The 26,926-nt window shown below is 58.1% G+C and carries 28 protein-coding genes and 2 tRNA genes; 19 read left to right on the top strand and 11 right to left on the bottom strand.

From position 1 onward, the window contains the following. Positions 1-63: 63 nt before the first annotated feature. Positions 64-140, top strand: a tRNA-Met gene (locus tag ACGHUK_RS11680). 118 nt (positions 141-258) lie between these two features. On the opposite strand, the gene ACGHUK_RS11675 is transcribed toward ACGHUK_RS11680, so the two are convergent. Further along, positions 259-390 carry a hypothetical protein gene (locus tag ACGHUK_RS11675; protein ID WP_390574379.1) on the bottom strand — a complete coding sequence of 44 codons (132 nt, stop codon included), beginning with the start codon at positions 388-390 and terminating at the stop codon, positions 259-261. A gap of 5 nt (positions 391-395) precedes the next feature. Between ACGHUK_RS11675 and ACGHUK_RS11670 the strand changes: the two genes are divergently transcribed. From ACGHUK_RS11670 to ACGHUK_RS11655, 4 genes are all read left to right on the top strand, one after another. Continuing rightward, complete coding sequence (locus ACGHUK_RS11670; protein WP_390574378.1) at positions 396-857, top strand: hypothetical protein; 462 nt, start codon at positions 396-398, stop codon at positions 855-857. A gap of 96 nt (positions 858-953) precedes the next feature. Further along, positions 954-1,646 (top strand): EAL domain-containing protein, encoded by a 693-nt coding sequence (locus tag ACGHUK_RS11665; protein WP_390574377.1) that lies wholly within the window; start codon positions 954-956, stop codon positions 1,644-1,646. A 120-nt stretch (positions 1,647-1,766) separates the two neighbouring features. Beyond that, complete coding sequence (locus ACGHUK_RS11660) at positions 1,767-2,711, top strand: GTP-binding protein (protein WP_120121288.1); 945 nt, start codon at positions 1,767-1,769, stop codon at positions 2,709-2,711. A 48-nt stretch (positions 2,712-2,759) separates the two neighbouring features. Further along, the gene (locus tag ACGHUK_RS11655) at positions 2,760-3,404 is read left to right on the top strand and encodes a YitT family protein (protein ID WP_097777278.1); all 645 of its coding nucleotides are present in this window, start codon (positions 2,760-2,762) and stop codon (positions 3,402-3,404) included. A 64-nt stretch (positions 3,405-3,468) separates the two neighbouring features. Here ACGHUK_RS11655 and ACGHUK_RS11650 read toward each other — a convergent pair whose 3' ends face one another. Both ACGHUK_RS11650 and ACGHUK_RS11645 read right to left on the bottom strand, forming a co-directional pair. Continuing rightward, on the bottom strand, positions 3,469-3,984 hold the full coding sequence (locus tag ACGHUK_RS11650) for a PTS glucose transporter subunit IIA (RefSeq protein ID WP_005944949.1): 516 nt from the start codon (positions 3,982-3,984) through the stop codon (positions 3,469-3,471). A gap of 163 nt (positions 3,985-4,147) precedes the next feature. Then, positions 4,148-5,170, bottom strand: a complete 1,023-nt coding sequence (locus ACGHUK_RS11645) for a threonine aldolase family protein (protein ID WP_390574376.1) — start codon at positions 5,168-5,170, stop codon at positions 4,148-4,150. A gap of 171 nt (positions 5,171-5,341) precedes the next feature. Here ACGHUK_RS11645 and ACGHUK_RS11640 point away from each other — a divergent pair, with 171 nt between their 5' ends. The 5 genes from ACGHUK_RS11640 to ACGHUK_RS11620 all read left to right on the top strand — a co-directional run bounded on the left by ACGHUK_RS11640 (position 5,342) and on the right by ACGHUK_RS11620 (position 9,195). Further along, positions 5,342-6,415 carry an ATP-binding protein gene (locus tag ACGHUK_RS11640; protein ID WP_097775006.1) on the top strand — a complete coding sequence of 358 codons (1,074 nt, stop codon included), beginning with the start codon at positions 5,342-5,344 and terminating at the stop codon, positions 6,413-6,415. Beyond that, positions 6,405-7,139 carry a response regulator transcription factor gene (locus tag ACGHUK_RS11635; RefSeq protein ID WP_044954127.1) on the top strand — a complete coding sequence of 245 codons (735 nt, stop codon included), beginning with the start codon at positions 6,405-6,407 and terminating at the stop codon, positions 7,137-7,139. Before ACGHUK_RS11640 ends, ACGHUK_RS11635 begins: the two co-directional genes overlap by 11 nt. After that, positions 7,136-8,458, top strand: a complete 1,323-nt coding sequence (locus ACGHUK_RS11630; RefSeq protein ID WP_390574375.1) for an SLC13 family permease — start codon at positions 7,136-7,138, stop codon at positions 8,456-8,458. Before ACGHUK_RS11635 ends, ACGHUK_RS11630 begins: the two co-directional genes overlap by 4 nt. A gap of 219 nt (positions 8,459-8,677) precedes the next feature. Further along, positions 8,678-8,764, top strand: a tRNA-Leu gene (locus tag ACGHUK_RS11625). A 179-nt stretch (positions 8,765-8,943) separates the two neighbouring features. Then, the gene (locus ACGHUK_RS11620; RefSeq protein ID WP_005922694.1) at positions 8,944-9,195 is read left to right on the top strand and encodes a DUF6061 family protein; all 252 of its coding nucleotides are present in this window, start codon (positions 8,944-8,946) and stop codon (positions 9,193-9,195) included. A 310-nt stretch (positions 9,196-9,505) separates the two neighbouring features. Here ACGHUK_RS11620 and ACGHUK_RS11615 read toward each other — a convergent pair whose 3' ends face one another. Genes ACGHUK_RS11615 through ACGHUK_RS11605 form a run of 3 tightly spaced genes read right to left on the bottom strand, consistent with a single transcriptional unit; the run spans position 9,506 to position 12,413 of the window. Further along, positions 9,506-10,444: a hypothetical protein gene (locus ACGHUK_RS11615; protein ID WP_005922692.1), complete on the bottom strand. Its 939-nt coding sequence runs from the start codon at positions 10,442-10,444 to the stop codon at positions 9,506-9,508. A gap of 12 nt (positions 10,445-10,456) precedes the next feature. Beyond that, positions 10,457-12,007 carry a relaxase/mobilization nuclease domain-containing protein gene (locus tag ACGHUK_RS11610; protein WP_112144086.1) on the bottom strand — a complete coding sequence of 517 codons (1,551 nt, stop codon included), beginning with the start codon at positions 12,005-12,007 and terminating at the stop codon, positions 10,457-10,459. Beyond that, complete coding sequence (locus ACGHUK_RS11605) at positions 11,979-12,413, bottom strand: plasmid mobilization protein (protein ID WP_005934538.1); 435 nt, start codon at positions 12,411-12,413, stop codon at positions 11,979-11,981. The genes ACGHUK_RS11610 and ACGHUK_RS11605 overlap by 29 nt, the downstream gene beginning before the upstream one ends. A 1,071-nt stretch (positions 12,414-13,484) precedes the next feature. On the opposite strand from ACGHUK_RS11605, the gene ACGHUK_RS11600 reads away from it, so the two are divergent. From ACGHUK_RS11600 to ACGHUK_RS11560, 9 genes are all read left to right on the top strand, one after another. Then, positions 13,485-14,060: a hypothetical protein gene (locus ACGHUK_RS11600; protein WP_390574374.1), complete on the top strand. Its 576-nt coding sequence runs from the start codon at positions 13,485-13,487 to the stop codon at positions 14,058-14,060. Continuing rightward, positions 14,057-14,491 carry a hypothetical protein gene (locus tag ACGHUK_RS11595; RefSeq protein WP_390574373.1) on the top strand — a complete coding sequence of 145 codons (435 nt, stop codon included), beginning with the start codon at positions 14,057-14,059 and terminating at the stop codon, positions 14,489-14,491. Before ACGHUK_RS11600 ends, ACGHUK_RS11595 begins: the two co-directional genes overlap by 4 nt. 37 nt (positions 14,492-14,528) lie before the next feature. Beyond that, positions 14,529-15,422, top strand: coding sequence for a hypothetical protein (locus tag ACGHUK_RS11590; protein ID WP_390574372.1), 894 nt, complete (start codon positions 14,529-14,531; stop codon positions 15,420-15,422). Between the two features lie 109 nt (positions 15,423-15,531). Beyond that, positions 15,532-16,707: an OmpA family protein gene (locus ACGHUK_RS11585; protein ID WP_390574370.1), complete on the top strand. Its 1,176-nt coding sequence runs from the start codon at positions 15,532-15,534 to the stop codon at positions 16,705-16,707. Positions 16,708-17,305: 598 nt separating this feature from the next. Further along, the gene (locus ACGHUK_RS11580) at positions 17,306-18,625 is read left to right on the top strand and encodes a type IV secretory system conjugative DNA transfer family protein (RefSeq protein ID WP_390574369.1); all 1,320 of its coding nucleotides are present in this window, start codon (positions 17,306-17,308) and stop codon (positions 18,623-18,625) included. Between the two features lie 19 nt (positions 18,626-18,644). Next, positions 18,645-19,493, top strand: coding sequence for a hypothetical protein (locus ACGHUK_RS11575; protein ID WP_390574367.1), 849 nt, complete (start codon positions 18,645-18,647; stop codon positions 19,491-19,493). Positions 19,494-19,616: 123 nt separating this feature from the next. Beyond that, positions 19,617-20,240, top strand: coding sequence for a TM1812 family CRISPR-associated protein (locus tag ACGHUK_RS11570; RefSeq protein ID WP_118554275.1), 624 nt, complete (start codon positions 19,617-19,619; stop codon positions 20,238-20,240). 15 nt (positions 20,241-20,255) lie between these two features. Then, positions 20,256-21,362 (top strand): hypothetical protein, encoded by a 1,107-nt coding sequence (locus tag ACGHUK_RS11565; RefSeq protein WP_390574366.1) that lies wholly within the window; start codon positions 20,256-20,258, stop codon positions 21,360-21,362. 5 nt (positions 21,363-21,367) lie between these two features. Continuing rightward, on the top strand, positions 21,368-22,822 hold the full coding sequence (locus ACGHUK_RS11560) for a TM1812 family CRISPR-associated protein (RefSeq protein WP_118554277.1): 1,455 nt from the start codon (positions 21,368-21,370) through the stop codon (positions 22,820-22,822). 128 nt (positions 22,823-22,950) lie between these two features. Here ACGHUK_RS11560 and cas6 read toward each other — a convergent pair whose 3' ends face one another. Genes cas6 through csm2 form a run of 5 tightly spaced genes read right to left on the bottom strand, consistent with a single transcriptional unit; the run spans position 22,951 to position 26,926 of the window. After that, positions 22,951-23,709 carry a CRISPR system precrRNA processing endoribonuclease RAMP protein Cas6 gene (gene cas6 / locus ACGHUK_RS11555; protein ID WP_390574364.1) on the bottom strand — a complete coding sequence of 253 codons (759 nt, stop codon included), beginning with the start codon at positions 23,707-23,709 and terminating at the stop codon, positions 22,951-22,953. Beyond that, on the bottom strand, positions 23,706-24,857 hold the full coding sequence (gene csm5 / locus ACGHUK_RS11550; RefSeq protein ID WP_390574363.1) for a type III-A CRISPR-associated RAMP protein Csm5: 1,152 nt from the start codon (positions 24,855-24,857) through the stop codon (positions 23,706-23,708). The genes cas6 and csm5 overlap by 4 nt, the downstream gene beginning before the upstream one ends. Next, positions 24,854-25,822 carry a type III-A CRISPR-associated RAMP protein Csm4 gene (csm4, locus tag ACGHUK_RS11545; protein ID WP_390574362.1) on the bottom strand — a complete coding sequence of 323 codons (969 nt, stop codon included), beginning with the start codon at positions 25,820-25,822 and terminating at the stop codon, positions 24,854-24,856. Before csm4 ends, csm5 begins: the two co-directional genes overlap by 4 nt. Continuing rightward, positions 25,791-26,477: a type III-A CRISPR-associated RAMP protein Csm3 gene (gene csm3 / locus ACGHUK_RS11540; RefSeq protein WP_118554281.1), complete on the bottom strand. Its 687-nt coding sequence runs from the start codon at positions 26,475-26,477 to the stop codon at positions 25,791-25,793. Before csm3 ends, csm4 begins: the two co-directional genes overlap by 32 nt. After that, positions 26,474-26,926: a type III-A CRISPR-associated protein Csm2 gene (gene csm2 / locus ACGHUK_RS11535; RefSeq protein ID WP_158577581.1), complete on the bottom strand. Its 453-nt coding sequence runs from the start codon at positions 26,924-26,926 to the stop codon at positions 26,474-26,476. Before csm2 ends, csm3 begins: the two co-directional genes overlap by 4 nt.

Below are 26,926 nucleotides of genomic sequence, written 5' to 3'. Positions count from 1 at the left end.
CCCGCCCTTGTGGTATTATACTTGAGCAGTCAGCGAGAACCGCTGAGAGCACAAAGTAAATATCGCGGGGTGGAGCAGTCTGGTAGCTCGTCGGGCTCATAACCCGAAGGTCGTTGGTTCAAATCCGGCCCCCGCAACCACCAAGCGTTCTGAGATCTCTCAGAACGCTTTTTTGTTGTCTGGATCCGATACGAAGAAGGGGCTGCTGCACATCGCTTTAGCCGAAAGTGCAGCAGCCCCTCTTACTGTATCAAAAATTTACACCCACTCGCCGTTGAAATGGTAGCTGCCCACAAGGCCCGCCAGATTGAAGGTCTTGCTGGGGCTGCGCGCGTTCAATGATGGCGGCAAAATCGTACTGCGCAGAGGTGCTTCTTCTATATTTACCATTTACAATGCCCTACATCACCCACGGCTTCCTGCGGGCGGACAGCCGCAACAGCATGGGCTTCATCCTGCTGTACGGCAAAAAGAACGTCTCCCGCTACGGCTTCCGTCACTCGGTGCTGGAGGCCACACGCCGCCCGGTGTGCCATGTCATCCTGCAGCGCTGCGCGGGCAGGGATATGCTGGACGATGCCGCTGCCGAGGCCCAGCTGGCCGAGGCGGATGAACTGTTGACGGCTGTGGGCTTTGTGCAGTATCTGCCGCGGCGCTGGGCAAAGCCCGGCTGCGAGGATAAATTCTGGCAGGGTGCTGCTGCCGGCATGGACGTGCTGGCCTTCGGCCTTTGCGCCTGCACAAAGCTGGACGGCATGGAGACCACCAACACCGGTGACCTGAGCGTTTATCTTGCACACAGTGCGGATTATGAGCAGATCACTGTGTCCACCGTCCCGGCAGAAAGAACCGAATAACAGCTGCAAAGCACAGCTTTTCCCAGCCAATGGGAAGGGCTGTGCGCCGCGGCACTGGCCCTTGGCTGCGTGGGCTGCGGCAGCAGCGCCCGCAAGGTGATGGCCTACGAAGCCCTGATGCGCTCCGATATGGAAGCGCTGCGCTCGCCCGCTACCATCATGAAGCTGGCGCGGGAGCAGGGCGCACTGTGCGAGATCGAGCGGCTGACCTTCTTCAAATCGCTGGAGAACTTCGACCACCTGCGCAGCGAGGGCCTTGTGCGCAGGGACACGATGCTGTTCATCAACTCCATTGCAAGCATCTGCCTGCCCAGAGAGGACAGCGAGTATATGGATAGCCGCTGGCATGAACTGCGCCGTCAGATGGTCATTGAGATCACCGAGGAAGAGGAGATTAACCACGAAGCACTGGAGGTCAAGCGCCATGCGCCGGGCTTCTCCGGCATGTTCGCGCTGGACGATTACGGCAGCGGCTTTGCCAACGAGAACAGCCTGCTGGAGCTTTCGCCCCGGTTCATCAAGGTGGATATCGCCATCATCCGCGGCATCGATACCGACCCGGACAAGCAGCAGATCGTGCAGAACATCGTGGCCTATGCCCACCCGCGCAACATGAAGATCATTGCCGAGGGCGTGGAGACCGCCGCCGAGCTGCGCAAGGTCATCGAGCTGGGCGCGGATGCGCTGCAGGGCTACTTCCTTGCAAAACCTGCCGCCGTACCGGCCAAAATGGCACCTGCCGCCCACAAGGTCATTGCCGAGTACAGCTCTGCATCCGAAAGCGGCTGAATACGAACATAAAAAGTCCCGCAGAAATGCGGGGCTTTTTGCATCTGCCACTGGCGTATTACAGTTTGCTGCGGTATACTGGAACCGGGCAAACAACAGCACAGGAGGTGCTTTTTTATTATGGTACAGGTAGACCTTATCACCGGCTTTCTGGGCGCAGGCAAAACCACCTTTCTGCGTCGGTATGTCCGGTATCTGGTGGCACAGGGCCACAATGTCTGCATTCTGGAAAACGACTTCGGCGCAGTGAACGTGGATGCAATGCTGGTGCAGGACCTTCTTGGCCCGAACTGCGACCTTGAGACCATCAGCGGCGGATGCGACTGCGACACCCACCAGCGCCGGATGCGCACCAAGCTCATTGCCATGGCCATGCGCGGGTTCGACCGGGTGGTGGTGGAACCCAGCGGCATCTTTGATGTGGACGAGTTTTTTGATGTGCTGCGGGACGACCCGCTGGACCGCTGGTATCACATCGGCAATGTGATCGCCATAGTGGATGCCATGCTGCCGGAAACGCTTTCGCCGCAGGCTGAGTACGTGCTGGCGTCCGAGACGGCCAACGCGGGCCGGGTGCTGGTCAGCCGTACCCAGCTGGCCGGGCAACAGCAGACCGCTGCCGCCGTGGCCCACCTGACCCGTGCGCTGGAGGGCTGCAAGTGCTCCCGCCGCTTTGCGCCGGAAGAGATCATCACCAAGGACTGGGCACGGCTTACCGATGCCGACCTTGCCGCCATTGCGGCCTGCGGCTGCAGGCAGGCCAGCTGCGAAAAGCTGCATTTTGACGAGCACGAAGCCTTCAGCTCTCTGTGCTTTCTGGAGCAGCACCTGACGCTGCAGCAGCTGCAGGCCGCTGCCGACCACCTGTTTGCGGATGCCGCCTGCGGCCATGTGCTGCGGGTGAAGGGCTTTGCACCGGACCCGCAGGGCACCACCGGCTGGCTGGAGCTGAACGCCACCGCTGCCGGCAGAACACTGGAACCCATCCCGCAGGGGCAGGATGTGCTCATCGTCATTGGCGAAGGACTAGACAGGGCAAGAATCGAAACGCAGCTTCACCGCTGAGCTTTCAACGAACGTTGTAAAACTGGTGCAAAAAAGGAGAACAGAATCATGAAAAAGAACCCGCAGATGCCCTCGGCGCGGCGCATCCTCGGCATGGTGGTCGGTATTGTGATCATCGGGCTGGGCATTGCACTGTTCAAGCAGTCTCACCTTGGCAACGACTCCATCAGCGCACTGAATATGCGTCTGGCCGAGATGCTGGGCATCTCGCTGGGCGTGCAGAACCTGTGCACGAACATCCTGTTCTTTGCACTGCAGTTCTGGTTCGGGCGCAAGTACATCGGCCTGGGCACCTTTGTCAACGGCATTGGCGTCGGGTTCATTGTCACGGCCTTCTACGACCCCATTGCAGCCCACTTTGGCCCGGCCGAGGCGCTGGGCCTGCCGGTGCAGCTGCTGTGGGTGGCGCTGGCGGTGCCGGTCACGGCGCTGGGGGCTTCGCTGTACCAGACGGCAGATCTGGGCATCGCCCCGTACGATTACCTCTCGCTGGGCCTGCGGGACTACACCCCGGTGCCGTACTTCGGCTGCCGCGTGTTCACCGATGCACTGTGTGCGCTGCTGTGCTGGCTGCTGGGCGGCCTTGTGGGCATCGGTACGCTGATCTGTGCCTTCTGCCTGGGGCCCTTCATCCAGTTCTTCAACGGGCTGGTGTCGGAGCGGGTGCTGCACTACAAGCCGGGCGGCCAGTAAGATCGGGAAATCAAAAAGGCGTGCACCTCCTTTGCGGAAGTGCACGCCTTTTGCTGTGCAGAAATCAGAACTTGAACAGCGGGGTGCCGGCCAGCACATCGCCCTCGGCCAGCATCTTCAGCTCGCCCATGTCATCGCCGTTGGTCACGATGATGGCGGTAGCGGTGGGATGGCCTGCGGCGCGGATGGCGTCCAGATCCACCTTCAGCAGCGGGGTGCCGGCCTTGACCTTATCGCCCACCTTGACCAGTGCCTTGAAGCCCTTGCCCTGCATCTCCACAGTGTCCATGCCAACATGGATCAGGATCTCGATGCCGTCCTCGCTGGTCAGGCCCACGGCGTGCAGGGTGGAAGCCACCTGTTCCACGGTGCCGTCAAACGGAGCATACACGGTCTTGCCGGTGGGCTCGATGCCGCAACCGGGGCCAAGGATGCCCTGTGCAAAGGTCTCGTCGGGGATGTCGGCCTGTGCCAGCACCTTGCCGCGGATGGGGGTCAGAACGGTCTTGCTCTGACCGAAGAATTTGACAGTCTCTTCCTGCTCGGTCTTGCCGCCGAACAGCTTATCAAAAAAGCCCATGTTAAAATACCTTCTTTCCGATCATTTCATAGAGCCAGCCGGCCGAAACGCTGTCCTGCAAGGCCCACCGGCTCCAACCCATTGGTCTACCCAAAAGATACCACATTGTGAAAGAAATTGCAATTGGTATCCCGCATAAAACCGCCAAAAATCTTTGGCAGGGTCACATCAGGTCGATCAGCTGCTCGATCTCCTCCATGCGGGTGGCCCAGCTGGTGGCAATGCGCATCACGGTGTGGGTGTCGTCGTACTTCTCCCAGAAGCCGAACTTTGCCAGTGGCTCCAGCGCTTCCAGCTGGCTGTTTTCCAGAATGGGGAACACCTGATTGGTGGGCGACTCCATATAGAAGCGGTAGCCCTTGGCAGCAAGGCCCTCCTTCAGACGGTCGGCGGTCTCGATGGCGTTCCGGCTGATGCGGGTGTACAGATCATCGGTGAACAGCACATCGAACTGCAGGCCCATCAGACGGCCCTTGGCAAGCAGCGCGCCCTGCTGCTTGACCATAGTCATAAAGTGGGTCGGTGCGCCGTGGGGGAACACCACGGCCTCGCCGCACAGCGCGCCCACCTTGGTGCCGCCAATGTAGAACACATCGGTCAGGCGGGCGATATCCTGCAGGGTAACATCGGTGCCCTTGGCCATCAGACCGTAGCCCAAGCGTGCGCCGTCCATGAACAGGGGCATGTGGTACTCCTGACACACAGCGTGCAGCTCTTCCAGCTCAGCCTTGGTGTACAGGGTGCCGTACTCCGACGGGTGAGAGATATATACCATGCCGGGGAACACCATGTGGTCGTGGTTGGCATCGGCATAGAAGGTGGCGCACCAGTCGCGCACATCGGCGGCGCTCACCTTGCCCTCGTGGGCGGGCAGGGCAATGACCTTGTGGCCGGTATACTCAATGGCACCGGCTTCGTGTGCAGCCACATGGCCGGTGGCAGCAGCCATCACGCCCTGCCAGCGCTGCAGCATGGACGCAATGACGATTGCGTTGGTCTGGGTGCCGCCGGAGATGAAGGTCACGTCTGCATCCGGGCAGCCGCAGGCAGCGCAGATCTTTGCTTTGGCGCTGGCGCAGTAGGGGTCGGTGCCATAGCCGGGCACCTTTTCAAAGTTGGTCTCGGCCAGCTTTTGCAGGATGGCAGGGTGTGCACCCTCACAGTAGTCGTTCTCGAAATACAGCATATCGTTACTCCTGATCCAGTGAGATAAAGTGTTGATAGGGCTATTCTACTACGGGGGAGAGGGAGTGTCAAATCGCGTCCCTCTTTACGGCAAAGGATTTTTACTGTATCTTTAGTTTTTCTATGGTATAATGCGGGAAACGGAATATATTATTTGGGAAGGGGAATGTGCATGAAAAAACAGACGCTTGTGCGGGATGCCACCGTAATGCTGCTGGCTCTGTTCGCCGCCTATGCCATGGTGATGCTTACACAGGCCGTTATGGGCCGCATTGAGGGCGTAGCAATGCTTATCTTTATGCTGGCGGTATTCGTCACCTCTATGTATACAGAAGGTTATGCGTGGGGCGTGGCGGCTTCGCTCATCAGCGTGCTGGCTGTGAACTTTGCCTTCCTCTCACCGTATTTCGCCTTCAACTTTACCCTGTCGGAAAACCTGTTCTCCGGCCTTGTGATGCTGGTGGTGTCCATCATGACCAGCACCCTCACCACCCGCATCAAAAAGCAGGAACAGCTGCGTATGGAAAGCGAGAAGGAGAAGATGCGTGCAAACCTTCTGCGCGCGGTTTCTCACGATCTGCGCACCCCGCTCACCTCCATCTACGGTGCCTGCTCCACTGTGATCGAAAATTATGACTCGCTGGATAAGGAAAAGACCATTAAACTGCTTGGCGAAGCCTGCAGCGATGCCCAGTGGCTGACCCGCATGGTGGAGAATCTGCTTTCCGTCACCCGCATCGACAGCGAGAAGGTGACGGTGCAAAAGACCCCCACTGTGCTGGACGAACTGCTGGATACGGTGCTGGTCAAGTTCCGCAAGCGCTACCCGGAGATCCCGGTGGAGTTGGAAACGCCGGATGCCTTTATCGTGATCCCCATGGATTCCATGCTGATCCAGCAGGTGCTGATGAACCTGCTGGAAAATGCCGCTCTGCACGCCGAGGGCATGACAAAACTGACCTTGAAGGTGTTCACGGTGGGCAATCGTGCGGTGTTCGAGGTGACGGACGATGGCTGCGGCATCCCCAGAGAACGGCTGAAAACGCTGTTCTCCGGCACCGACCCGGATGTACCGGCAGACAGCCGCAAGCACGGCATGGGCATCGGCCTTTCGGTGTGTGCGGCCATCATCAAGGCGCACGGCGGCGAGATCAAGGCCGAGAGCCGTCTGGGTGAGGGAACGACCATCCGCTTCTGGCTGGAGACCGAAGAAATTGAAATGGAGGATGCAGAAGATGAGCAATAACAAATTCAAGGTCCTGATCGTAGAGGATGAGGCAAATATCTGCAGCTTTATCGAAACGCTGCTCACCACCAACGATTATCAGGCTCTGGTGGCTCATACCTGTACCATGGGCCTGACCCTGTTCGCCTCCCACAACCCGGATCTGGTCATTCTGGATCTGGGCCTGCCGGACCGGGACGGGCTGGAATTCATCCGTACCGTGCGGCAGAAGTATATGACCCCCATCGTGGTGCTCTCGGCCCGCACCGACGAGATGGATAAGATCGAAGCGCTGGATCTGGGTGCCAATGATTACATCACCAAGCCCTTCAGCACCGGCGAACTGCTGGCCCGCGTGCGCGCTGCCCTGCGGCTGAACCGCTACAGTGCCATGCACGGCGGCAATGCCCCGGCGGGTGAGTTCCGCGCACAGGGAATGCGCATCAACTATGACCGCCGTAAGGTGTTCGTGGACGAGCAGGAGATCAAGCTGACCCAGACCGAATACAACATCGTGGCGTTCCTTTCCCAGCACGCGGGCCGCGTGATGACCTATGCGGCCATCGTCAAGGCCATCTGGGGCGATACCGACATCGGCAGCACCAAAAAGCTGCAGGTGAACATGGCCAATATCCGCAAAAAGCTGGGCAGCCGTCCGGGCAGCAATGCCTATATCCTCAATGAGCTGGGCGTGGGCTACCGCATGATCGACGAGGATGCCCGCAGCGGGGAGATCAACGAATGATACTTGCACTGATCCTGTTTGCTGTTACCTATGTATTGATGCTGCGGCTGCAGCAGTACCGCCCGTGGGTGGCACTGTGCAGTGCGGTGCTCTTTATTGTGCTGGGCGAGGCAGGGGTCTACGAGTTTTCACTCCGCGCCGCGCTGCAGGCCGTGGATTATAATGTGCTGCTCATGATGGCGGGCACCATGGGTACGGTGGCACTGTTCATCGAGAGCAAAATGCCTGCCCGCCTGGCGGAAATGCTTATCGTCCGTGTGCCGGATGTCAAGTGGGCGGTGTGTATGCTGGCGTTGTTCGCCGGTGTCATCAGTGCTTTTGTGGACAATGTGGCCACGGTGCTCATGGTGGCACCGGTGGGCCTTGCCATTGCCCGCAAGCTGAAGATCTCGCCGGTGCCGGTGCTCATTGCCATTGCGGTGTCCTCCAACCTGCAGGGCGCGGCCACGCTGGTGGGCGACACCACCAGCATCCTGCTGGGCAGCTTTGCCGACATGAATTTCTTCGATTTCTTCTGGATGCGGGGCCGTCCGGGCATTTTCTGGGGCGTGGAGCTGGGCGCACTTGCTTCGCTGGCAGTGCTGCTGTGGCTGTTCCGCCGCGAGACCCAGCCTATCGCCGCAAAGGTGGAGACTGAGGTGGAGGACGATGTGCCCACTGCCCTGATGCTGCTCACGGTGGGGCTGCTCATTGCGGCATCCTTCCTGCCGGAGCCTGCAGCCGGGCCGCTGCACACGGTGTACGAGCTGCGCAGCGGCCTTGTGTGCATGGGGCTGTGCCTGTTTGGCGTGGCGCGCGCCTGCCTGCGGGCAGGGTCGGCAAAGCCACTGGCGCATGTGTTGGGCGAGCTGGACTGCGATACCCTGCTGCTGTTGTTTGGCTTGTTCATCGTGATTGCGGGCATCCACGCGGCGGGTGCTATCGACGCAGCAGCCCGGCTGTTCCATGCCGTGGCAGGGGAAAGCCCTTTCCGGCTGTTCACCCTGCTGCTGGTGGTGTCGGTGGTGCTTTCGGCCTTCATCGATAACATCCCTTACGTGGCCGCCATGCTGCCGGTGGTGCAAAGCATCGCCGCCCTGATGAACGATGGCGTGGGCGTGGAACCCTATGTGTTTTACTTCGGCCTGCTCACCGGTGCAACGTTGGGCGGCAACCTGACCCCCATCGGTGCTTCGGCCAATATCGCGGCCATTGGCATTCTGCGCAAAAACGGCGAGACCGTCACCACCCGCGACTTCCTGCGCATCGGCGTGCCCTTTACGCTGGCCGCCGTGCTGGCAGGTTATGCGTACCTGTGGGTGGTGTGGAGCAAAGTCTGATCTGCTGGCCTCCGGAACGGCTGCCTGCTGAAGAAAAAAACAAAGAAACTCCGACCCTCTGCACCGCCGGAAAATCGGCCTGCAGAGGGCTTTTTTCGCGAAAGTATGACGTTTTGTAGTGAGGAAAAAGTTTTTTTGAAAAAATGCTTGACAATTCTGCCATATCTGGTATAATAACTATCGTTCCGAGCAACACAGCTCGCAAACAAAACAGAATATGCGGATATGGCGGAATTGGCAGACGCGTTAGATTCAGGTTCTAATCGGGGCAACTCGGTGGAGGTTCAAGTCCTCTTATCCGCACCAAACCATGAAAATCCGAACCTTTTCTCGATAGGAGAAGGGCTCGGATTTTTTGTTTTCTTCGGAAACGAGAACAATGGCTCTTCCCTTACGGCTGTGTGTCCAAAACCTTATCAGAAGAAAGACCGTATCACGAAGGTCACAACAGTAAGAGTGCCGTAAGGCAGAAGGGACGCAAGATTATGAAGTACGATGCAAGAGCCTGTCAGTTTAACATGGGCACCGGCTGTGTGGAGCTGCTGCTCCGGGATGGGCGCAAAATTTCCATCAACTGCACCGGTGTCGAGGATGCACTGGATGTTACCATGGCGCAGAGGTCTGAACTGGACTACCTCATCTACAATGACCCGCTGGCGTATGCAGAGCTAATTTTGAACGGTGAGCCAGAGGAGTATCTGAGAAATGCGGCTGGAAGTCACGGATTAGAGGACTGAACGCAAAAACAGGGTGCGCCCTGCCGGACGCACCCTGCAAAAATCCACACACGATAAGTAAGGCAGGGAGTTCCCCGACGGGAACTTCCTGTTTTTCTTTGGTTGCGATATGAGCCTGTTCCGCCTGCCATGCAGCAAATTCCCGTTGACCTTCCTCGCTGTTCCAGCAGGCAAGGATCGCCGGATAGAATGCCCGTGCCAGTCGTTCGATGGCTTCATCGGGGTAAGGGGAAATATTTGTGGACTTTTTCTTTTTGTTCAAACGCACACTCCTTTGGATTTCTGTTGACAGCATACAATGTGCCTGTTGTTATGCTGTCTGCTCATCCTCTGCGAGCGCAGATTCCAGCGAAGCAAGGTACTCCTTGTGCTTGTGGATGATTTCGAGAATGACTTCTCGCTGTGCTGTGTCTGGCATAGTTCTCAGAAGATAGTCAAACTCTGTGCGGAAACGTGTTGTAACGTGTTCCAGTGCGACATAATCATGCCGCACTTCTTCCGGGTAAGCATCGCTGTCGTAAACCGATTCGATTTTCTGAAACGGCAATACAGGTGCCTTTCCCGGTTCCCGGATGATGCCATCGGCATCCGGTTTCGGTTCAACTTTCAGTTCCGGGTGCAGGATTTCCTGCAAGGTCTGTGCGCGGGCATCATAGTTGGCTCGTGCAAGGCGGTGCATATCAGCCTTGCTGACTTTTACCTGTTTGTTCAGAATCTTCTCCCGCATACCGGGAATCAGGGATTCAGCAATTTCAACACCTTTCATGTACTTCGATGCGCGAAGTACAGTTGCCTTGCTTACACCATTTTCCTCTGCGATTCGTTCGCAGGTTTTCATGGCTTCACCGGAGTTATCAGTTTGAGAACTCCGGTGAAATCGGCCATTTTCATCATGCGATTCTTTGCGGGCTTCGCCATGAGAGGATTTTTCCGCTTCATATTGCTTCCCGATGAGGAACAGCTTCTGCTCCGGGGTGAGGTTGCGCCGCCCCAACTGATTCTTGCAGATCCATGCGAGGACTTCTTCTCTGCTTTCAAATCGGAGCGGCATGGTGGAAAAGCAAATCTCCGGGTGCTTCTGGAGAATTGCATAACGATTGTGGCCGTCAACGAGGGTGTTGTTCCAGACGATCAAAGGAGAGAGCAGCTTGCCTTCCTTGAGGATGTTTTCTTCAAGCTGCTTGTACTCATCGTCCGTCAGCGGCGGGATCTGATTCTGGAACTCCGGGTCGATTTTCAGATTGATCATACGCACAACTCCTTATCTCTCGTGATGTTGCGTCCGTTCGTCCTCCCGGAAGAACAGGGCAACATTCTGTTTTGCATCTTTCAGCTTGAGCAGTTCGATCTTGGCTTCCTTGTACTGCTCATAGAACTGGGCCTTTTCGGAAGCAAGAGCGCAGTATTCCGCTTCCAGCTTGTTCGGACTTGGCAGTTTAGTGATGTTGTTTGCCTTGAGATAGGCTGCTGCTGTCCGGTATGCTGTCAGCTCTGCACGATGCTGTTCTTCAAAGGTTGCGGGGGATTTGGCAGCGTTCCGTTTCTGCGCGAGCGGTCGGTACTGCTTGTAGGAAGCAGCATAACGGCGCAGTGTTTGGTTGTTTGCCATGCGGGTTTCGAGGTCTTTCACTACGGCCAGCGATTCATGGAACTTGGTGTCAAGCTCTGCAATTCTCTGGTCGAGTGCGTCCTCGTTGAGCAGACCTTTCTCCTGCAAAAGAATCAAGGTCTGCGCCATGGCTTTGAGGTTGTGCTTCTTCGCCCAACGCTCATAGCCGATGCCCTTGCCCTGCTTCAGTTTTGCCTGAATGTCCACCAGCTTCTTGATTCGGTCGGGTTTTTCCTCAAGATTGCTGTGGAGGATAATGGGCTGGCTCTTGGCATTTTCTTTCAAGGTGGCAAGCACGAGTTCTTTCTCAAACTTGTCACCGAGGCTGTGCGCCCGGATAAACTTCTTTCTTCCGGCTGGCAGGTAGCTGAGCCGCCCACGGCTTTTCTTGACCGTGATGCCGTACTGCTGCAAGAGCCTGTCCGAGAAATCTTCAAAGCTCGCTGCATTGTCCAGCACATCCGAGATCTGTTTCCGCAAAGTCTCCTTTGCGGTTTCAAACTCCGTTTGTGTAGGCTGCTGTCCGGCGGCAAGCAGGGCAGCGTTTTCACGGTCGAGTTTCATTTGACTGCGCCGTTTCATCCAGTATTCACGCTCGCTCACACGCTTTTTCGAGCTGAGCAGGTCGATCTGGTACAGCTTGGCATCCTGACACATTTCCATGACTGCGACACGCAGGTGCCGCATGGTCTGGGCTGTGCTGGAATGCTTCATGCCCTCACGCCAGTCACGGGGCTTTTGCATATAGGGCTTGCGCTCCACTTCTCGTGTCCGGACGCTGCCGATCACGATGTGGACATGGATATTTCCCGAATGGTTGTGTCCGTCCGGGTGGGTGCAGACGATAGCAGGATGACCGGGAAAGTTCTCTTTGCAGAAGTTCAGGCCGAGGGCCTGTGCCTTTTCCATCGTCAGCCCATTTTCGGCTGCATCCCGCGGGTCGAAGCTGATGATATACTGGTGACTCTTGATGTCATCCGGGTGGTTGTTCTTGTCGTACTTCCGGTTTGCCAGCAGGCAGGCCATTGCAAACGAGGCTTCGCCGCATTCAAGGGTGTCCAGAATGTACGATTCCCGCAGCTTGGGTCTGCTCTGTTCATCCAGAATTTTCTTGCCGGAAAATTCATCGTGCTGGTAAACCAGATAGGTCTCAGCGGCAGAGTAGTCCGAATTTTTAGAGGCGATATGCTTCAGCGTTGCCATACAGTTTACCCAGAACTTTCTCGGCGTTGAGCCGGAAGGCAGTCAGGTCTGCAAGTTCGTCCAGAAGTTTCGCCCGGAGCTGTTCGGTGTCTGCTCCGCCGGAGTTGAAGTGTCGTGCGAGTTGGTTCAGGTTGCCGCCCACCCTGCTGCACTGGGCAAGCAGAGTGGAAACGGCAGTCAGGGTTTCTTCTCCGCCGCCGGCAACGACAACGGTGCGCTCGATCTTCGCATTGTGCAGCGCACGGCGGATGAGGGTGGACAGGGAGAGATGAAGGAGTTTTGCTGTGCATTGGAGTTCCATCTTTTCAGTTTCCGTCACACGGAACTTGATGATGTGCGTTTTGTTGTTCGGCGTGTCGTGGCGGTGGGTCGTGCTGGGTTTCGTTTTGACATTCGTTTTGTTCATTGAACCTCCTGTCGTTTCGCTAGCTCCTCGGTGGAGCTATGTAAGCACGACACGCCGTTCTTTCGCACCGCAAGGTGCGAATATGAGCAGGGTTTGGGGCAGGTACGCCCCAACAAGATCACATCAAAACTCGCAAGAGTTGCAGATGTGAAGTCCCGGTGGAGCACAACATTTTCAAGAATTGAAAATTTGTGGCCACGGGACGGTTCTTGCCCTCTACCGCTGCGCTCAAAACGCATTTTCAACAAATGTTTCCGAATTGTTAAGGCGCAAAAATAAGTAGAGAGTTCCACTGCTCGTGTATGTTGATCGCCGTTTGCTCCGAACGAAGTTCCTACCCCTGTTTGTGCAGCGGCGTTGTCTGGCTCGCTCACGGAAAGTGTGAGGTCGTGGCACAGTATCACGTTCAGACGGCTTATGAAGGATTCAAGGTACAGTATGAAGAAAGCCGGGCGCAGTGCGGACACTACGTCTTGCTTCTTTCAAGCACAAGAATAACGCTTTTAGGTTGTGTTGTCAACAACCGAAAACAAATTTTGGAAGATTAAACAACTACATAAGATTTTATTTGTGAAAAAGAAAAATACCGCCCATGCAGCGCAGCGATGATTTTGTCGGGTGAATCGGCGGCAAAATGAATCGGGTGTGTTGCGGGGCGGTATGCTCTTTCTGGGCAATCATCCGCTGAAAGTGGTGGTTATCATGATGAGCACCACCACTTTTGTCAGCAGGATTTGGAGTAAAGGGTATCATGGAAGTGTAAGTGCGTCAATATGGTTTTGAAAAATTTATTACGGTAAATCGATAGGAGTAAGACTTTTAGCTGTTAAACATTATGGTGGACGAGAAAACAATGCGTGAGCGATGGACACTTCAGCGAAAAAAGTGGTGGAATATTTAAATAAAAACGACAGAAAAATCCAACTGGACAGGAACGAGGGGCTTTACTGAGATGTAAGGACGACACAGAATAAACAAAACAAAAAATCCAATTAAAATTCCAACTTTCTAAATACAAAAAGGCTTACAGAGAGTGAAGAGCCCCACAGCAAGTGAAAAGGAGCGAACAACATGCTGATTTACCCGAAGAACAAGAAGAGCGACCAGAAGGACGACCCCGTCTGGAAGGAGGACAGCTTCCTCCGTCTGCGCGGCCTTGCGGACGCATTGGTCCACAAGACCGACTTCAAGACCGAGGACGGAAAGAACGTGTTAGCTGGAGCTTACTACGAGCGCGTCCGTCGGGAACTTGAGACGCTGGAGGCGGCCAAGCTTGCACAGCTCAGCAAGTCTCTGGGACCCAAGGCTGCTGCACTCAAGGCCATGCCTCAGCCGACCGGCGGCAGCAGCAACAGCAGCAGCCTCCACACTACCGGAGCACGGCGTGCTGCACGCGAAGCCGGTGATCGCCGTGCCCGTGCCGCCAGTGAGCGCAAAGAGCTGATCGCAGCCATCCGCGCCGAACTGCTGGATGCCGAGGCCGAGATCAATGAAGTCTACTGCCGCGCAAACGCAAGCCTTGTGAAGTACAGCAAGGCAGGCAAGTTCCGTGTGATCAGTGATGAGGAAATCCCGCGCTTTCACCCGGACTTTTCCGCCCGGAAGTTCGCTGAAACCCTGGGTATCGACAAGGAGGTATTCGAATGAAAAATCCGTTCAAGAAGGCCGATAGCGCCAAGCTGCCCGAGCAGGGCAAAGAGCGCACCGAGATCGACTATGCCCACCGCACCATCATCCACCATATGTTATACGCATACCCGGATGAATTCAGCGGCTGCGCGAGTTACCCCGACTATGATGCCCCCGAGATGTTCGCCGGCGTGATGGCGCAGGCCGAAGAAGCCGTCAAGAAGCTGGATCTTGACGAGCATACGCCTGTTTTTGACGAGCTAGTTCGCCTCAAGGCACAGCAGCTTGCCATCAGCAGTCTGGTCGAGACTCGGTACCAGCACCACGCATCTGCTCTGAACCTGCAGGCGGACGTCCGGCTGCAAATGGAGAACCTCCAGGCCAGCAAGAAGCTCATTGAAGAACAGATCGCAGAGATCGACGCAAAGATCCGGCGTCTGGAAGTCTGATGTACGACACACCATACGAGATAAGGAGAGAAACGATATGTATACCGGAAACCACACCAATGTGACCGCAAAGCTCCACGAGATCCAGAACAAGGGCCGCACCAAGAGCAGCCCGCTGGACCACATCGCACTTCCCCTGACCTTCTTCTTCATGGTAACCGACCTCATGACTGTCCACCTCTATACCGAAAGCCTGTTCGACGAGCGGCCCGAAATGGCCATGCTGGTGGCTGCCTCCATCGCCCTGCTGCTCGATGCCTGCCCCATGCTGGCAGGCAAACTCAAGGGCCAGCTGGACGACATGCTGCCCCGTGATCAGCGGGCGACGAAGCGTCGCATCAGCGCACTTCTGGGCACGGCCGTCGGAGCCTTTGCAATCTTCGCGGGTTTCTGCATCGTGTCCACGCTCATAAGTGTGGAGGCCCTGGGAGCAACGGAGAACCCCACCCTCTACATGGTGGGCCAGTACATCCGTATGCTGCTGCCCATCGCCACCAGCGTAGGCTCTTACGCCATCGGCTTTTTCAGCGACCACCGCAGCCAATTGGACAGCCTGAAGGCCCAGCGCCTGGACCTGCAGGACCTGGCTGCCGACACCGACAGCGCCATCAGCCATGCGGAGTTTGCAGCAGCAAACTTTGACCCGGACCTCCAGGACTACCGCTTTGCACAGGCAAAGCTCAAGAGCCTGAGCATTGCGGCCCGGCAGGCACGCCTGACTGCCCGCATGAAGCTGGCCGAGGAGCTGGGCAGCGTAGAGGCCGCAGACGCTCTGCTGCACAACGCGGGTCTGGACGACCTGCTGGACGAGCAGCACTGGCAGGCCATGCTGCTGCCCCCTGCCTTGGCTGAGGCTGCACCGGAACAGCCGGTGCTCCGCCTTGAGGCAGAGCCTGCCGCAGAGGAAGTGCCTGCCGCAATGGCATCTTGACCCCAAAACAGATTTTTTCAGAAAAAAGCTGCCTGTTTTCCAACTGAGAAGGCAGACAGCGCCTTTTCTGAGGTGTAAGACGCAAACCTCCCGAACGAAAGGAAACGCTATGAAGCTGAAGATGCTTACCCGCATGACTGCCATGGTGGCAGCTGGTTCTCTGGTGGTCGGCCTGCTGGCTGGCTGCAGTGTGATCCCCTCCAAGGACGGTGCGGCGGACAGTGCCGTGGCCACCGATACCGCCCTCATCATTACCCAGGGTGACGGTATGCCTACGCTAACCAACGCCGAGGAGTTCCTCAACAGCGTAAATGTGACGCCGGGCGGCAGCGCCGGACTGGTGGTGGCCGATGGCAAGCCGTTTGCGCTCGGTCCTCAGCGCTTTGACCAGGTCAAGAACAACGACATCCAACAAGCCCGAGCGGACAAGACGGCACGCTACCAGCTGGTCGAGGCGGTCCAGGGCGCTGCAGCCACCACCCCTGAGACCGACCTGATCTCCGCCATTTCTCTCGCCAGCCGCATGCTGTCCGCCGGTACGGCCGACAGCAAGGTGATGGTCATCCGGCACTCCGGCGTCAACACGGCAGCCAGCCTGCCCATGCAGGACCTCGACCTGCTGAATAGCGACCCTGCCAAGCTGCTGGATCAGCTGGACGCCGCTGCCATGCTGCCTCAGCTGAACGGCGTGGCCGTGGAGTTCTACGGCCTGGGCGATGTTGCGGGCAGCCAGGGCACGCTCAGTGCCCAGCAGGTCCAGTGGCTGAAGAGCTTCTGGCAGGGATTCTTTGACCGCACGGGTGCAAACGTCACCTTCCATACCGACATCGTGTCCGGCGACGCCCTCAACAACGGCCACACCGTGACACCTCTGGCCGCTGCAGGCGCACCGACCTTCGTCAAGGTCAGCGCCGAGCAGGTGGCGTTTCAGCCCGACAGCACGACTTTCCTCGATGAGGCAGCTGCCCGTGCAGCACTGAACGGTCTGGCCGAGCAGCTCAAGGGCACTTCTGCCGCCCACTACATTGTGGCTGGCAGCACCGCACAGGTGGACAACGCCAGCCGCGAGGGTGCCCAGGCATTGTCTCTGGCCCGCGCACAGGCCGTGCGGGATGTGCTGGTGGAGGCCGGTGTCCCTGCCGACCGATTCACCTGCCTGGGGCTGGGCAACGAGCCGACAAGCGTGCGCAGCGCAAATGAGCCGGAGAACCGCTGCACCTATGTTGTGGCCGATACCACGGCCCAGGCTGCGGAGTTTCTGGCAGTGGGTCAGGCTGAGAGCTGACCGGCAAATAAGCAGGGCACCCTGGCACAGAGCAATCTGTGCCGGGGTGCCTTTTTGCATGCAAAGGGCTTTTCTTTTTGCAGGAGCTGTGTTATAATTCAAACGACCCGCAAGGGGACGGGAAAACGAAACCTATCTTTGCATTGTTCAATGTTTCACCCCGCAAGGGGACGGAAAGAAATACCCACATACTTTGCATCTGAACTGTTTTCCCGAACCAACTCATACCCCACAAGGGGACGGAAAGTTGAACTCTTCCGGTGCGAAATCTACAAGATCGTGGAACCAACTCACCCCCCGCAAGGGGACGGAAACACCGAAAATGCCTCGAACGTGTTCGGGCCAGGATGATTTAACTCACACCCCGCAAGGGGACGTAAAAGATGTTTGTCAAACATATACCAACCCATGTGTCCCGATTTAACTCACACCCCGCAAGGGGACAAACAAACAGAAGGAACTTTTCTGCACTGCATAGACGCAGCAGAAAAGTTTCTTCTGCTTTTTTAATTTTTTGCGCCGTTTTCCAACCGGGCACGGCAGCAGAGCCTTTCTCTGGGTGTAAGACAGAAACACCTGAAACGAAAGGACAAAGCCTATGAAACGTCTTTTGGAAGGACAGCAGCTGCAGCGAACGGTCCCACCCACGGCGGGGCGTGTGGAGCCGGTGGTGCGCCTGCCCGGCGGACTGACGCTGGACGACCGCAGCTGCTGGCAGTACCCCACCATGCTGGTGGGTAACGTGGGCAGCGGCAAGTCTACCCTGATGGAACAGATCCGCCGCCCCGTGCTGGCCCACGCAGACCGCGTGCAGGACACCGTCGTCATCTTTGCGGCCAAGCCGGATGTGCTGCGCTGCCGCCGCCCCGGCGACCCGGTGATCTCGGTGTCGGCCACCGACCCCGCCAACTGCTGGAACCTTTTCCGGGAGCTGGATGCCTCCGATACGCCGGAACTTACCCTGCGTGAAATCGCCAGTGCTCTGTTTGCCGAACAGAAGAAAAAGACTACCCAGATCTTCTTCCCGGAGGCAGCGCAGGAGATCTTCTACCAGACGGCACGCTTCATGCGGGATTTCGGCCGCACCAACAACATCCCGGTCTCCAACGCAGAGCTGAGCGAGTTTCTCACCCGCACAACGGTCTTTGCACAGGAAGGGGCCGGCACCGGAACCGACGGCAGCTGGCAGGAACTGGTAGAGCGGTACCCCACTTACTTTTCTGCCGCCCGGGATCTTATCGGGGACGGCGGAGCCCAGGGGCTGGGTGTACTCAGCGAGGTACGCACCATGCTCAGCCGCCTGTTCATTGGCAGCTTCAACACAGCCGACGGCCGGTTCTCGGCCCTGCAGGCCATCCGTCAGGGCGGCAAGCGGGTGTTTATCCTCTATGAGCCGGACAAAGCAAGAACAGCTCTGCCGCTGTTCCGGCTGCTGCTGGATCTGATGCTGCAACAGAGCATGAGCCCCACCCTGAACCACAAGGTGTGGTTTCTGCTGGACGAGTTCAGTCTGCTGCCTAAGGTCGAATCCCTGACCGACTTCCTGAGCTTCGCACGTGACCCTTCCGGCGACAATGGGCGCAGTGGTGCACGTATTATTGCGGCAGTACAAAGCGTCCAGCTGCTGACTCGCCACTACTCCGAGGCAGAGGCCAAGACCCTGATGTCCCTGTTCCCCAACCTCATCACCATGCGCGTCATGGACCCAATGTCCCGTGCGGCATTTGCGGACCGCTACGGCACCGCCCGCGTGGTCTACCGCTACATGGGCGAGGGCAACCGGCCCGTGACCACCGACTGCGAGCAGAAAGTGGTGACAGACGCCGACTTTTCCCAGCTCATGAAACCGGGTCAGGCCCTGATGAGCCTGCCTGCAGTCTCGCCGGATCCCTTCATTTACGACGGCTTCCGGCCCTGACCGAAGAAAGGAGAAACCCATGGCTTTGTTCCGTTCCAACCGGGGCATGCACCTTCTGGCACTGCCCACGACCCACGCCGATGCAGAGAACACCCGCCGCAAGAACATCCAGGATGGCGGCACCACCACCGCATCCCGCCTGCTGGCACAGGCCCGCATCCTGCCGCAGGAGGCGCTGGTCTGCGGCCCGCCGGGCCGGATCTTTCCGGTGGTGGAAGCCCTGCAGCGGCAGAGCAGCCGCCCCTTCGTGCTCATCGGCACCGCCCGGGACCTGACCGACAGTCCGCTGCTGCGGCTTCCGGTCCAGTGGCAGGATACCGTGCTCCCGGACCAGCTTCCGGAGGGCAGCGGCAGGATTACGATCAATCCCGGCGAGTTCGGCATGGGCATGATGCAGATGGCAGACTGGGGTGGCACCCACACCATTCTGCTCTGCCTGGGGCAGGGACTCTCGGCCAGCACCGAGCTGCTGGATGCCCTGAATGCCTGCGGCGACTATGTGCTGCTCTGCAGCAGCCTGAGCCGGGCGGTTCCCAGCCGGACAGGCGGGCTGACCACGGAGGGCCTGCTGCGCTCCATGCGATATCTGGTCGTCTCGTCCGCAGGCGGCGACGCCCAGACCCTGCTGCAGGTCCTGCCCAGCTACGAGAGTGAGCGGGTGACCAACTCCATCGGCTTCAACACCCACCACGACCGGGGCGGCATGATGGGCCACCACGGCGGCAGCGGCTTCAGCTTTGGCCAAAACCGCGAAGTGGTCACCAAGCCCGTGCTTTCGCAGGACGACCTCACCGGGCTCCGGAACAACTCGGAGTTTCTGGTCTATAACCAAGACCTTATGAGGCTCTGGGTTGGAAAAATCGGCTGAAAACTTTTCCGCTTTTTTTCGTACAATCTGTGCATTGCAGGAACGCTTACCGGTGCGCTATACTGGGCGCAACACAACCATGCTGCCAACCGTATATCGTGCACAAACGAAAGGAGAAACGCTATGAAGCGTATCTACGTGACCACCATTCCTCTGCAGGGCCGTCTCGACCTCACCAAGAACACCTACCGTTCCAGCGCCAATTCCGGCGACATCGAGACCCGTTTCCCGATCCTGCAGGTCCTGCACAACACGCTGCAGGAAGGCGACGATTTCCACATCATCGCCATCCGCAGTGTGAACGGCGATACCCAACGCAACTTCGGCTACCTCAAAGAGGAACTGCAGGCGATGGGCTTCACCGAGGACCACATCCGGGAGCTGCCCATGCCGGACGAGCAGGACTGCAGCACCCTGATCCGCCTGTGCCGCGACCTGTGCGACGTGCTGCCGGAAAAAGGCATCGCCTACATGGACATCACCTACGGTACCAAGACCATCCCTCTGGTGCAGCTGGCGGCTCTCACCTGCGCAGCAGCGACCCATGAGGAACTGGAGGTAGGTGGCGTCTACTACGGCGAGATGCGGCGCGTCAACGGCCAGAGCGTGAATCAGTCTGTTCTCCACGATGTTACGCCGCTTTATCACCTGCAGGGCCTCGTGGGCGGCATCCACGGCAACAAGGATACCGCCGAGATGGTCTACAACCAGCTGGTGTGGATGAGCCAGAACAAGGCCGAGCAGTAAGGGAGGGGGAATTTGATGTACGAGGAACGTGCAAACCTCCGGGCTACGATCGATGCATCGCCGCTCTGGGATGTGGATGTGGCCACCCGCAAGGCTCTCTTTCAGCCGATGCTGAAAAAGCTGAATGGCCGGGAAGAGCCTGCCAGGGACGGCCCGGCTGAGGCCGCTGCGGTAGACCCGAAGCTGGAAGAAACCTACAAGAGGGTCTGGGCCGAGTGCTTTGAGCTGTTCCCGACGGAAGATGCCACCATCCTCTCGATGGCGTTTTTCCAGGCTGCGGCGGCATACCAGCCGGACCCGACACGGGAGAAGGACAGCTTCTGTGCTTACATGCAGATGGCCATGCGGCACCTGAAGGCCGAAGATGCCCGGAAAGAGGCGCAGAGCCTGGGCATTATGGACGTTAGCAAGGAGACCGCCCGTAAGGTCCGTCAGGCGTTGGACTACATGGACCGGATGGGTTACACCAGTGCCATGGTGACCGGCGACCCGCATCTGGAAAAGACGGTCGCACAGGCTGCCAGAATCGGCCAGCGGAGCCTGCACGAGGCTCTGCTGAACAAAGATACGCTGGTGTCCATCAACACCGAGCGGGACGACGGCACCGGGATCGAGATCGTGGACACGGGACTGTCTCCTGAAGATGGGCTGGAACTGAAAGAGGACATCTTCCCTATCCTGCACAAGGCTGTGCTGCTCATGAGCCTGGAAGAAAAAGAAAAGACCCGTGCCAATATGGTACTGTTCTGGTCCCCGCGCATTCTGGGCTATCTGCGGAAAAATGAGGCCCCCGACATGCCGGAACGCCTTGGCCGTAGCGACGACCTGCGCCCCCTGGAGAGGGACGGCATTCTGTGGGACCAGCTGATTCTGCGGGACTATGTGCACTTCTGCGTGCAAGAACCGCTTTATAGTGGCGAAGGCCCGGAAAATCCGAAGGAGCTTGAAAGCGCCGCAGTGAACCCACTGCTGCTGCCGACTCGCCGCCCGGAGCAGGACAAGACCGTGGCAGAGTATCTGGGCAAGGACAAGGGAACGGTTTCCTACCATAACCAGAAGTTCGCCAAAATGTTCCGGGAGATGCTGAGCTTCAAGGACACAAAGCCTGAGAAGGAGTTGTAAACACTATGGGGGAGAACATTGCGCTCCTGTATATGAGCGCCTATTTTGCACAGCCTGCCCCGGAGGGCAGCAAAAACCGCTTCCTGCGTACACAGACCAACGAGGCTGCGGTCAGCGCCCTGTGGAAGGACCCTGCATCCCGGCCGGACAAGATCGTGGCCCTGTGCAGCGACACGGTCCGGACAAAGCCGACCGTCCCGGCGGCAGATGGCTCCGGCAATAAGGTGCCCACGCTGGAGTATTTCAGGGATGAGTTCCTGAAACAGCTTGGCGTGCAGCCGGAACAGCTGGTGGCGGTCTCTGTGCCCGACAGCATGGAGGAAGCCGACCAGACCCGTGCGATCTCTGCCGTGCTGGAACAGGTGGCCGAGAATGACAACCTCTACATCGACCTGTCCGGTGGAATGCGCGATACGGCGACGCTGCTGCTCATTGTAGCCCGCTACCTCAAGGACATCCGCATGGTTCAGACCAAAAAAGTGCTTTACTCGGAGCTCAAGGGCAACAGTTCCGTTGTGCGGGACAGCACGGGCCTGTACAACCTGATGGACCTGATTACAGCAGTGGATGCGTTCTTCTCCACCGGTACGACCGAGAAACTGAAAGCATATATGAAACAGACCGGTGAGACGGACCCTGACATCCTGAACCTGCTTGACCGGATCGACCATTTCGCGGATGATCTGGCCCTCTGCCGCGTGCAGATGCTCAAGGCCGACCTCAAGGCCATTGCCCGTCAGATCAAACAGCGCCCTGCCTCGAGGGAAACGCTGAGCAGCCTGCTCTATGAGCTGATGAACGACCGCTTTGAGGCAGAGTTCCAAAACCTCATGGGCAGCCGTTCAGACAGCCTGCCGGCACTCGTGCAGTGGTGTGCCCACCACCGGATGTACCAGCAGGGACTGACCCTCCTGAGCGAGGAAATGCCCACCTATTTGTGTGGTCACCTGTTTCTGCAGCCAACCGGCAAAGCACTGGATTACATGGCACTACAGCCCCAGAACAAAGGCAAGAGCTGGGTGTTCCCAATGTTCCACTACCACTTCTGCCGCGCTGCTTTGTTCCATGAGGCACGGCCCTTTACCGTAAACCTCTGCCTGACCAAGGACAAGACTGAGGCGAACGGAAACGCTCTGTTCCGTGTGGCGACTCTGACCGAAGCACAGGAGTATCTGACAGCCGCAGTGGAGCAGGGGGAACTGCTGTTGGATCTGACCCGGAAAGACACTGTGGCGCAGGGAATCGTATACTACCAGAGCGTGCAGCAGTACCGCAACCAGATCAACCACGCCACGGACAGCGCGGTTAAATTTCAAAAGGACACAGGGCTTCTGCCGCTCAGCACAAGCGCCATTGAGCAGACGTTGGGGGACGTTGCGTTCTACCTCTTCAAACTGAAAGAGTGTAAAGCCACTGCCCCGGTGGGCATAGAACTGCTGGACAGCAACAAAGCATTTTAAGGCTCAAAAAGTCATAACAAAAACAGCCATCACTTTCCAACTGAAGTGATGGCTGTTTTTTGTTATCCCCTCGCGGGTATGATCTAAGTGCAGCACAATTTTGTGCCAGAAGAAAGGGCTACACACATTTATCGTAACTTCTGCGGCAGAACCAGCGGCTCCACCGATACGCCGCCCATGCCAAGGGTGGTTTTGATCCCGATGCCGCCGTAGGGCGCAAAGGAGAGCAGGGCGTTCCAGAGCTCCAGCAGCGGCAGGGCCAGCCGGGCCTCCACGACAGCGCTGCCCACAAAGCCCGGGATGCAGGTGTTCTTGATGTGATAAGTGACGGTGTGCAGGCTGTAATCCCGGATGCGCAGCCCGCACAGGATGGCGTCCAGCGCATCCGGGTCGCTCAGCTGGCAATCCGGAAAGGCGGTGTTCCAGTGCAGCACAAGGCTCTGCAGCAGCAGGAATTCCTGCGGGTAGATGGCGTAGCGTCCCGCCTGCTTGAAGGCGCAGGGCGTGCGGAACCACAGCCTTGTCCGGCTGGCGGAGTCCTCCCGCGCAGCCAGCAGAAGCTGCAGGCCGTTTTCCACCGAGCGGCTGCCCAGCAGCTCCATCTGCAGGGGTGCGCCGTGCAGTTTCAGCGTGGTGCAACCCGCAAGCAGCGGCCGCACCTGTGCGGCGAGGGCTTCGTCCAGAAGATTCAGCGTCCACACCGAGGTCTGCGCTGCGGCATCAAAGCACAGGGACTGCGACAGCGGGTGCTCGCCCTGCTCATGGAGCCGGGCAGCGGTATCGGCAGGAAGCTGCGACATCAGCCAGCCGTAGATACGGTAGGCCCATGCGGAGGGCAGCCGTGGGGTCTCTGCTGTGCGTAGAGAGAACTGCAGTTGCTCGATCATAGGATGTTCACCTCGCAGAACCCGGCCGGGTATCGCTTGCCTGCATAGGTGATGTACCGCGCGCGGTGCGGCGAAACGCCAAGGCTGATGTCTGCCTGATGACGTCCGTGCTGGGTCTGAAGAATGCGCTGGGTCCATTTCAGGGCGGCGGCATAGTCGTCCTTCAGGTAAGGGTAACCGACCGTTTTAGAGAAGAAGCCGGTGCCGCCGCCAAGGATGAGGTGCGGGGTGTCCGGGATGTTTGCAACGGGATGGCCCTGCGGGAAGTGCGACAGGAAGGTATCCTGATAAAAGCTGCTGAACTCGGCGATGGCTTCCAGCAGAGCATCCTTTGTAATGGGGTGGATATGCCGGTTGAGGATGCTCTGGTCCAGCGTCAGCCGGAAGCGGATGGTCTCGCCCGGGCGCACGCACTCCTGATAGAGGGGCAGATCCTTGGCATCACCGTTAAAGTCCTCGACCCGGGCAGCGGAAAGGGGCGAGATCAGGGTGCGCCCGGTCAGGATCAGCTTGTCGTTGTCGATGGGGGCGCTGTCGGAGACCTGAACACCACGGAAAATGCTGTCCAGGATGTCGTCGGCGGCAGCACCGGATCTCAGCTTGTTGGCGTAGCTACCCTCTGGAAATACGTAATCGTGGTTGACCTCAAACGCTTCCAGAGTGCGTTTTTTGTCGGAGACCGGCGTCTCGTGCAGCAGCAGATGCACCAGCCACGCCGTGCGCAGCGCGCCTTTCAGGCTGCTGCCGGGGATATAGGCGCGGCCGTAGGCGTCGCGCTGAAACTGATGGATCTCCTTGGTGCCGTTGTAACCGGCAACATCCTCGGTCACGGCCAGGCGATACTGTATCAATGGCTTGTCGCCCATCAGCTTCGGGTGTTCCAGCCAATCTTCTGCAAGATGACAGTCTCTGGTCCAGAAGTCCAGCAGACTGCTGTTGGAGCTGAGCATGAACTTCTCGAACTGCCGCACCAGATCGTGCCGGAGCATGTAGTCAAAAAACAGTTCCATGTTGAGGATCTTGACGCAGCCCTGGTTCGGGGAATAGATGTATTCCCGTTTGCCGATCTTACGGCCGCTGCCAACGAACAAAGGAGACTGCGTTTTCAGTGTCAGATCAAAGACCTGCAGGTGATCCTGCTGGATCATAGTGTCACCCCCATAAACAGCGGTTTCGAGTAGCGGTAAACAGGATGCGGCAGTGCGGTGCCCACATCATAGAGCTTGCCCTGATACGGATGCTGCAGAACCGAACCAGCAGCAAGGAAATACTGGGTCTGCTTTTTCATGGGGGTCTCCACCCATTTGGTGGCAGCAAAGCCGCTGCGCCGGACCAGTTGGAACGAGGCACCTTCCAGTGCAGCATCCATCTCTTCCTCTGCGGGCAGGCTGCTGGTCAGCAGCAGATAGGGCGAGGTGCTGCGTTCCAGCGCCTGCAGCATCCAGCGGGTGGACTCTTCTTCAGCGGTGTTCAGCCAGCTGGGGTCACCGTCCAGATGGAACCGGCCGTAACCGGCGCTGGTGCGGCCGCCGATCCCGCTCAGGCCCAGAAGGGTGAAGAGATCCTTCAGCAGCTTGATCTGGTCGGTGCCCTCACAGGCACACAGGACATACAGGCCGCAGCCTGCGTGCAGGCGGTACAGGCCGACAAAGTACGGCTTGGCGTCGGCACCGTCGGTCACGCTGGCCTTGGTCTGCTCGTAGGCCTGGCCAAAGCTCTGGTCCAGCTCGTCCAGCGGGTAGGTGCCGCTGTGCAGGCTGGCGGTGTAGCGGTCGAATTTGGAGGCCGGGATCCAGGCAAGCTTTTTGACCGCCTTGCGCTCAACGGTGGAAAGCTCGGCAGGGGATGTGGATGCAGCGATCGGCTTGGGCAGGTAAAAGGAATTCCCCCGCCAGGGCATGGCATCGCTGATGCGCAGGGCGTCCGCATCGGCAGAGACGAGAAGCTCCTCCAGCGCGGGCTCGCCGTACACTTCCAGCGCCGTGTGGCACAGGGCCGAAAAGATCGTGTCGGCACGCAGGGTCAGGGCAGAGGACTGGGAGCCGACCGCCGAGTCGGAACCACCGAAGTGGACTGCCGTATCAAACGCCAGCTTTAGCAGAAAATAGTTCATACTCTTCGACCTCGGTTTTGAAGGTTTGGCGGATGCCGTCCAGATCAACGTTCAGCGTCTCCGGATAAGGGATCACCTGGAAGTTCTGGAAGCTCACACGGCCGTTGCCGCGGGAGCCGTGCCCGCCAAGGTAGTCCAGCTGGAGCAGCTTCATGGCCTTGGACAGAAGCAAAAGGTCCTCTTCCATCTCTTTGGGGTCGGACAGGTTGTAAACGATGTTGATCCCGAACCGGGAACCGGCAATAACGCGCTCAATCTGGCGATGGGTGGCCTTGGAGGTAAGGCGGTTGATCACGTTCTCCGACTTGACCTCGGTCACGCCCACGCCTTTCAGCTGATCGTAGTTGAGCAGAAAGGCGTCCGCAAACTGCAGCCGCGCAAAGCGGACCGGTTCGGAGCCGCCGAACATCCGCAGGATCACCTCGCCATCTGCGGAAAAATCCGGCAGCGTTTCGCCATTGACACAGCTGCGGCGGGCAAGCAGCGTGCGGAGCTTGCCCTTCAGGCTGCTGCCCGGCACGATGGGCAGCCCGGTGAACGGGTCACGGATGACGGTGCTGTCCACGGTACCAATGGCAGAAAAAGACGAAGAATCGCCGATATGAAGCCCCGTGCGGACAACAAGGTCACACTTGATCAGAATTTTGCCGGTCATGATGCATTCTCCTCTCCGGTTTTGGATTCAGAGTAGTAACGATGGAAGGCGACAAGTGCTTCCATGTAGTGGTAAAAATCAAGCAGGTCCTGCCGTGTGCAGGTGCCGACAGAGGACAGCTTTTCGAGATATTCAAACAGGTTGGCACCTTCCACAAGCTGGCGCACCTTCGGGTCGCGGCCGCATTCGTAAGCCAGACGGATGCGCATCAGCTTGATCTGATTGGCGCTCTCCTTCAAAAGCCGCTCCTCGGTGCGGCGGTTCTCGTTGTTGTAAACGTCACAGGCCAGGCGGAGCAGGTTCTGGATCTTGGTCTTGGTGATCAGGGAGTAATTCTCCTTCATCAACTGTTCCGCAAAATCAACGTAGTTTTCCGGAATGATCGGCTCTGCAGCAGCGGCCTTTGGCTTGGCCGGGCCTTTGCCGGAAGGATGATTCGGTTTTGGCAT

Source organism: Faecalibacterium sp. i25-0019-C1 (genome assembly GCF_042854225.1).
Taxonomy (GTDB): domain Bacteria; phylum Bacillota; class Clostridia; order Oscillospirales; family Ruminococcaceae; genus Faecalibacterium; species Faecalibacterium taiwanense.
The sequence above is the reverse complement of the archived record's forward strand: the minus strand, read 5'-3'. Positions and strand labels throughout refer to the sequence as shown.

What these genes read in the sequence shown, in the direction of transcription:
- ACGHUK_RS11675 (WP_390574379.1), bottom strand. Translation starts at nt 390, where the DNA reads ATGGTAAATATAGAAGAAGCACCTCTGCGCAGTACGATTTTGCCGCCA.
- ACGHUK_RS11670 (WP_390574378.1), top strand. Translation starts at nt 396, where the DNA reads ATGCCCTACATCACCCACGGCTTCCTGCGGGCGGACAGCCGCAACAGC.
- ACGHUK_RS11660 (WP_120121288.1), top strand. Translation starts at nt 1,767, where the DNA reads ATGGTACAGGTAGACCTTATCACCGGCTTTCTGGGCGCAGGCAAAACC.
- ACGHUK_RS11655 (WP_097777278.1), top strand. Translation starts at nt 2,760, where the DNA reads ATGAAAAAGAACCCGCAGATGCCCTCGGCGCGGCGCATCCTCGGCATG.
- ACGHUK_RS11650 (WP_005944949.1), bottom strand. Translation starts at nt 3,984, where the DNA reads ATGGGCTTTTTTGATAAGCTGTTCGGCGGCAAGACCGAGCAGGAAGAG.
- ACGHUK_RS11645 (WP_390574376.1), bottom strand. Translation starts at nt 5,170, where the DNA reads ATGCTGTATTTCGAGAACGACTACTGTGAGGGTGCACACCCTGCCATC.
- ACGHUK_RS11640 (WP_097775006.1), top strand. Translation starts at nt 5,342, where the DNA reads ATGAAAAAACAGACGCTTGTGCGGGATGCCACCGTAATGCTGCTGGCT.
- ACGHUK_RS11635 (WP_044954127.1), top strand. Translation starts at nt 6,405, where the DNA reads ATGAGCAATAACAAATTCAAGGTCCTGATCGTAGAGGATGAGGCAAAT.
- ACGHUK_RS11630 (WP_390574375.1), top strand. Translation starts at nt 7,136, where the DNA reads ATGATACTTGCACTGATCCTGTTTGCTGTTACCTATGTATTGATGCTG.
- ACGHUK_RS11620 (WP_005922694.1), top strand. Translation starts at nt 8,944, where the DNA reads ATGAAGTACGATGCAAGAGCCTGTCAGTTTAACATGGGCACCGGCTGT.
- ACGHUK_RS11615 (WP_005922692.1), bottom strand. Translation starts at nt 10,444, where the DNA reads ATGATCAATCTGAAAATCGACCCGGAGTTCCAGAATCAGATCCCGCCG.
- ACGHUK_RS11610 (WP_112144086.1), bottom strand. Translation starts at nt 12,007, where the DNA reads ATGGCAACGCTGAAGCATATCGCCTCTAAAAATTCGGACTACTCTGCC.
- ACGHUK_RS11605 (WP_005934538.1), bottom strand. Translation starts at nt 12,413, where the DNA reads ATGAACAAAACGAATGTCAAAACGAAACCCAGCACGACCCACCGCCAC.
- ACGHUK_RS11600 (WP_390574374.1), top strand. Translation starts at nt 13,485, where the DNA reads ATGCTGATTTACCCGAAGAACAAGAAGAGCGACCAGAAGGACGACCCC.
- ACGHUK_RS11595 (WP_390574373.1), top strand. Translation starts at nt 14,057, where the DNA reads ATGAAAAATCCGTTCAAGAAGGCCGATAGCGCCAAGCTGCCCGAGCAG.
- ACGHUK_RS11590 (WP_390574372.1), top strand. Translation starts at nt 14,529, where the DNA reads ATGTATACCGGAAACCACACCAATGTGACCGCAAAGCTCCACGAGATC.
- ACGHUK_RS11585 (WP_390574370.1), top strand. Translation starts at nt 15,532, where the DNA reads ATGAAGCTGAAGATGCTTACCCGCATGACTGCCATGGTGGCAGCTGGT.
- ACGHUK_RS11580 (WP_390574369.1), top strand. Translation starts at nt 17,306, where the DNA reads ATGAAACGTCTTTTGGAAGGACAGCAGCTGCAGCGAACGGTCCCACCC.
- ACGHUK_RS11575 (WP_390574367.1), top strand. Translation starts at nt 18,645, where the DNA reads ATGGCTTTGTTCCGTTCCAACCGGGGCATGCACCTTCTGGCACTGCCC.
- ACGHUK_RS11570 (WP_118554275.1), top strand. Translation starts at nt 19,617, where the DNA reads ATGAAGCGTATCTACGTGACCACCATTCCTCTGCAGGGCCGTCTCGAC.
- ACGHUK_RS11565 (WP_390574366.1), top strand. Translation starts at nt 20,256, where the DNA reads ATGTACGAGGAACGTGCAAACCTCCGGGCTACGATCGATGCATCGCCG.
- ACGHUK_RS11560 (WP_118554277.1), top strand. Translation starts at nt 21,368, where the DNA reads ATGGGGGAGAACATTGCGCTCCTGTATATGAGCGCCTATTTTGCACAG.
- cas6 (WP_390574364.1), bottom strand. Translation starts at nt 23,709, where the DNA reads ATGATCGAGCAACTGCAGTTCTCTCTACGCACAGCAGAGACCCCACGG.
- csm5 (WP_390574363.1), bottom strand. Translation starts at nt 24,857, where the DNA reads ATGATCCAGCAGGATCACCTGCAGGTCTTTGATCTGACACTGAAAACG.
- csm4 (WP_390574362.1), bottom strand. Translation starts at nt 25,822, where the DNA reads ATGAACTATTTTCTGCTAAAGCTGGCGTTTGATACGGCAGTCCACTTC.
- csm3 (WP_118554281.1), bottom strand. Translation starts at nt 26,477, where the DNA reads ATGACCGGCAAAATTCTGATCAAGTGTGACCTTGTTGTCCGCACGGGG.
- csm2 (WP_158577581.1), bottom strand. Translation starts at nt 26,926, where the DNA reads ATGCCAAAACCGAATCATCCTTCCGGCAAAGGCCCGGCCAAGCCAAAG.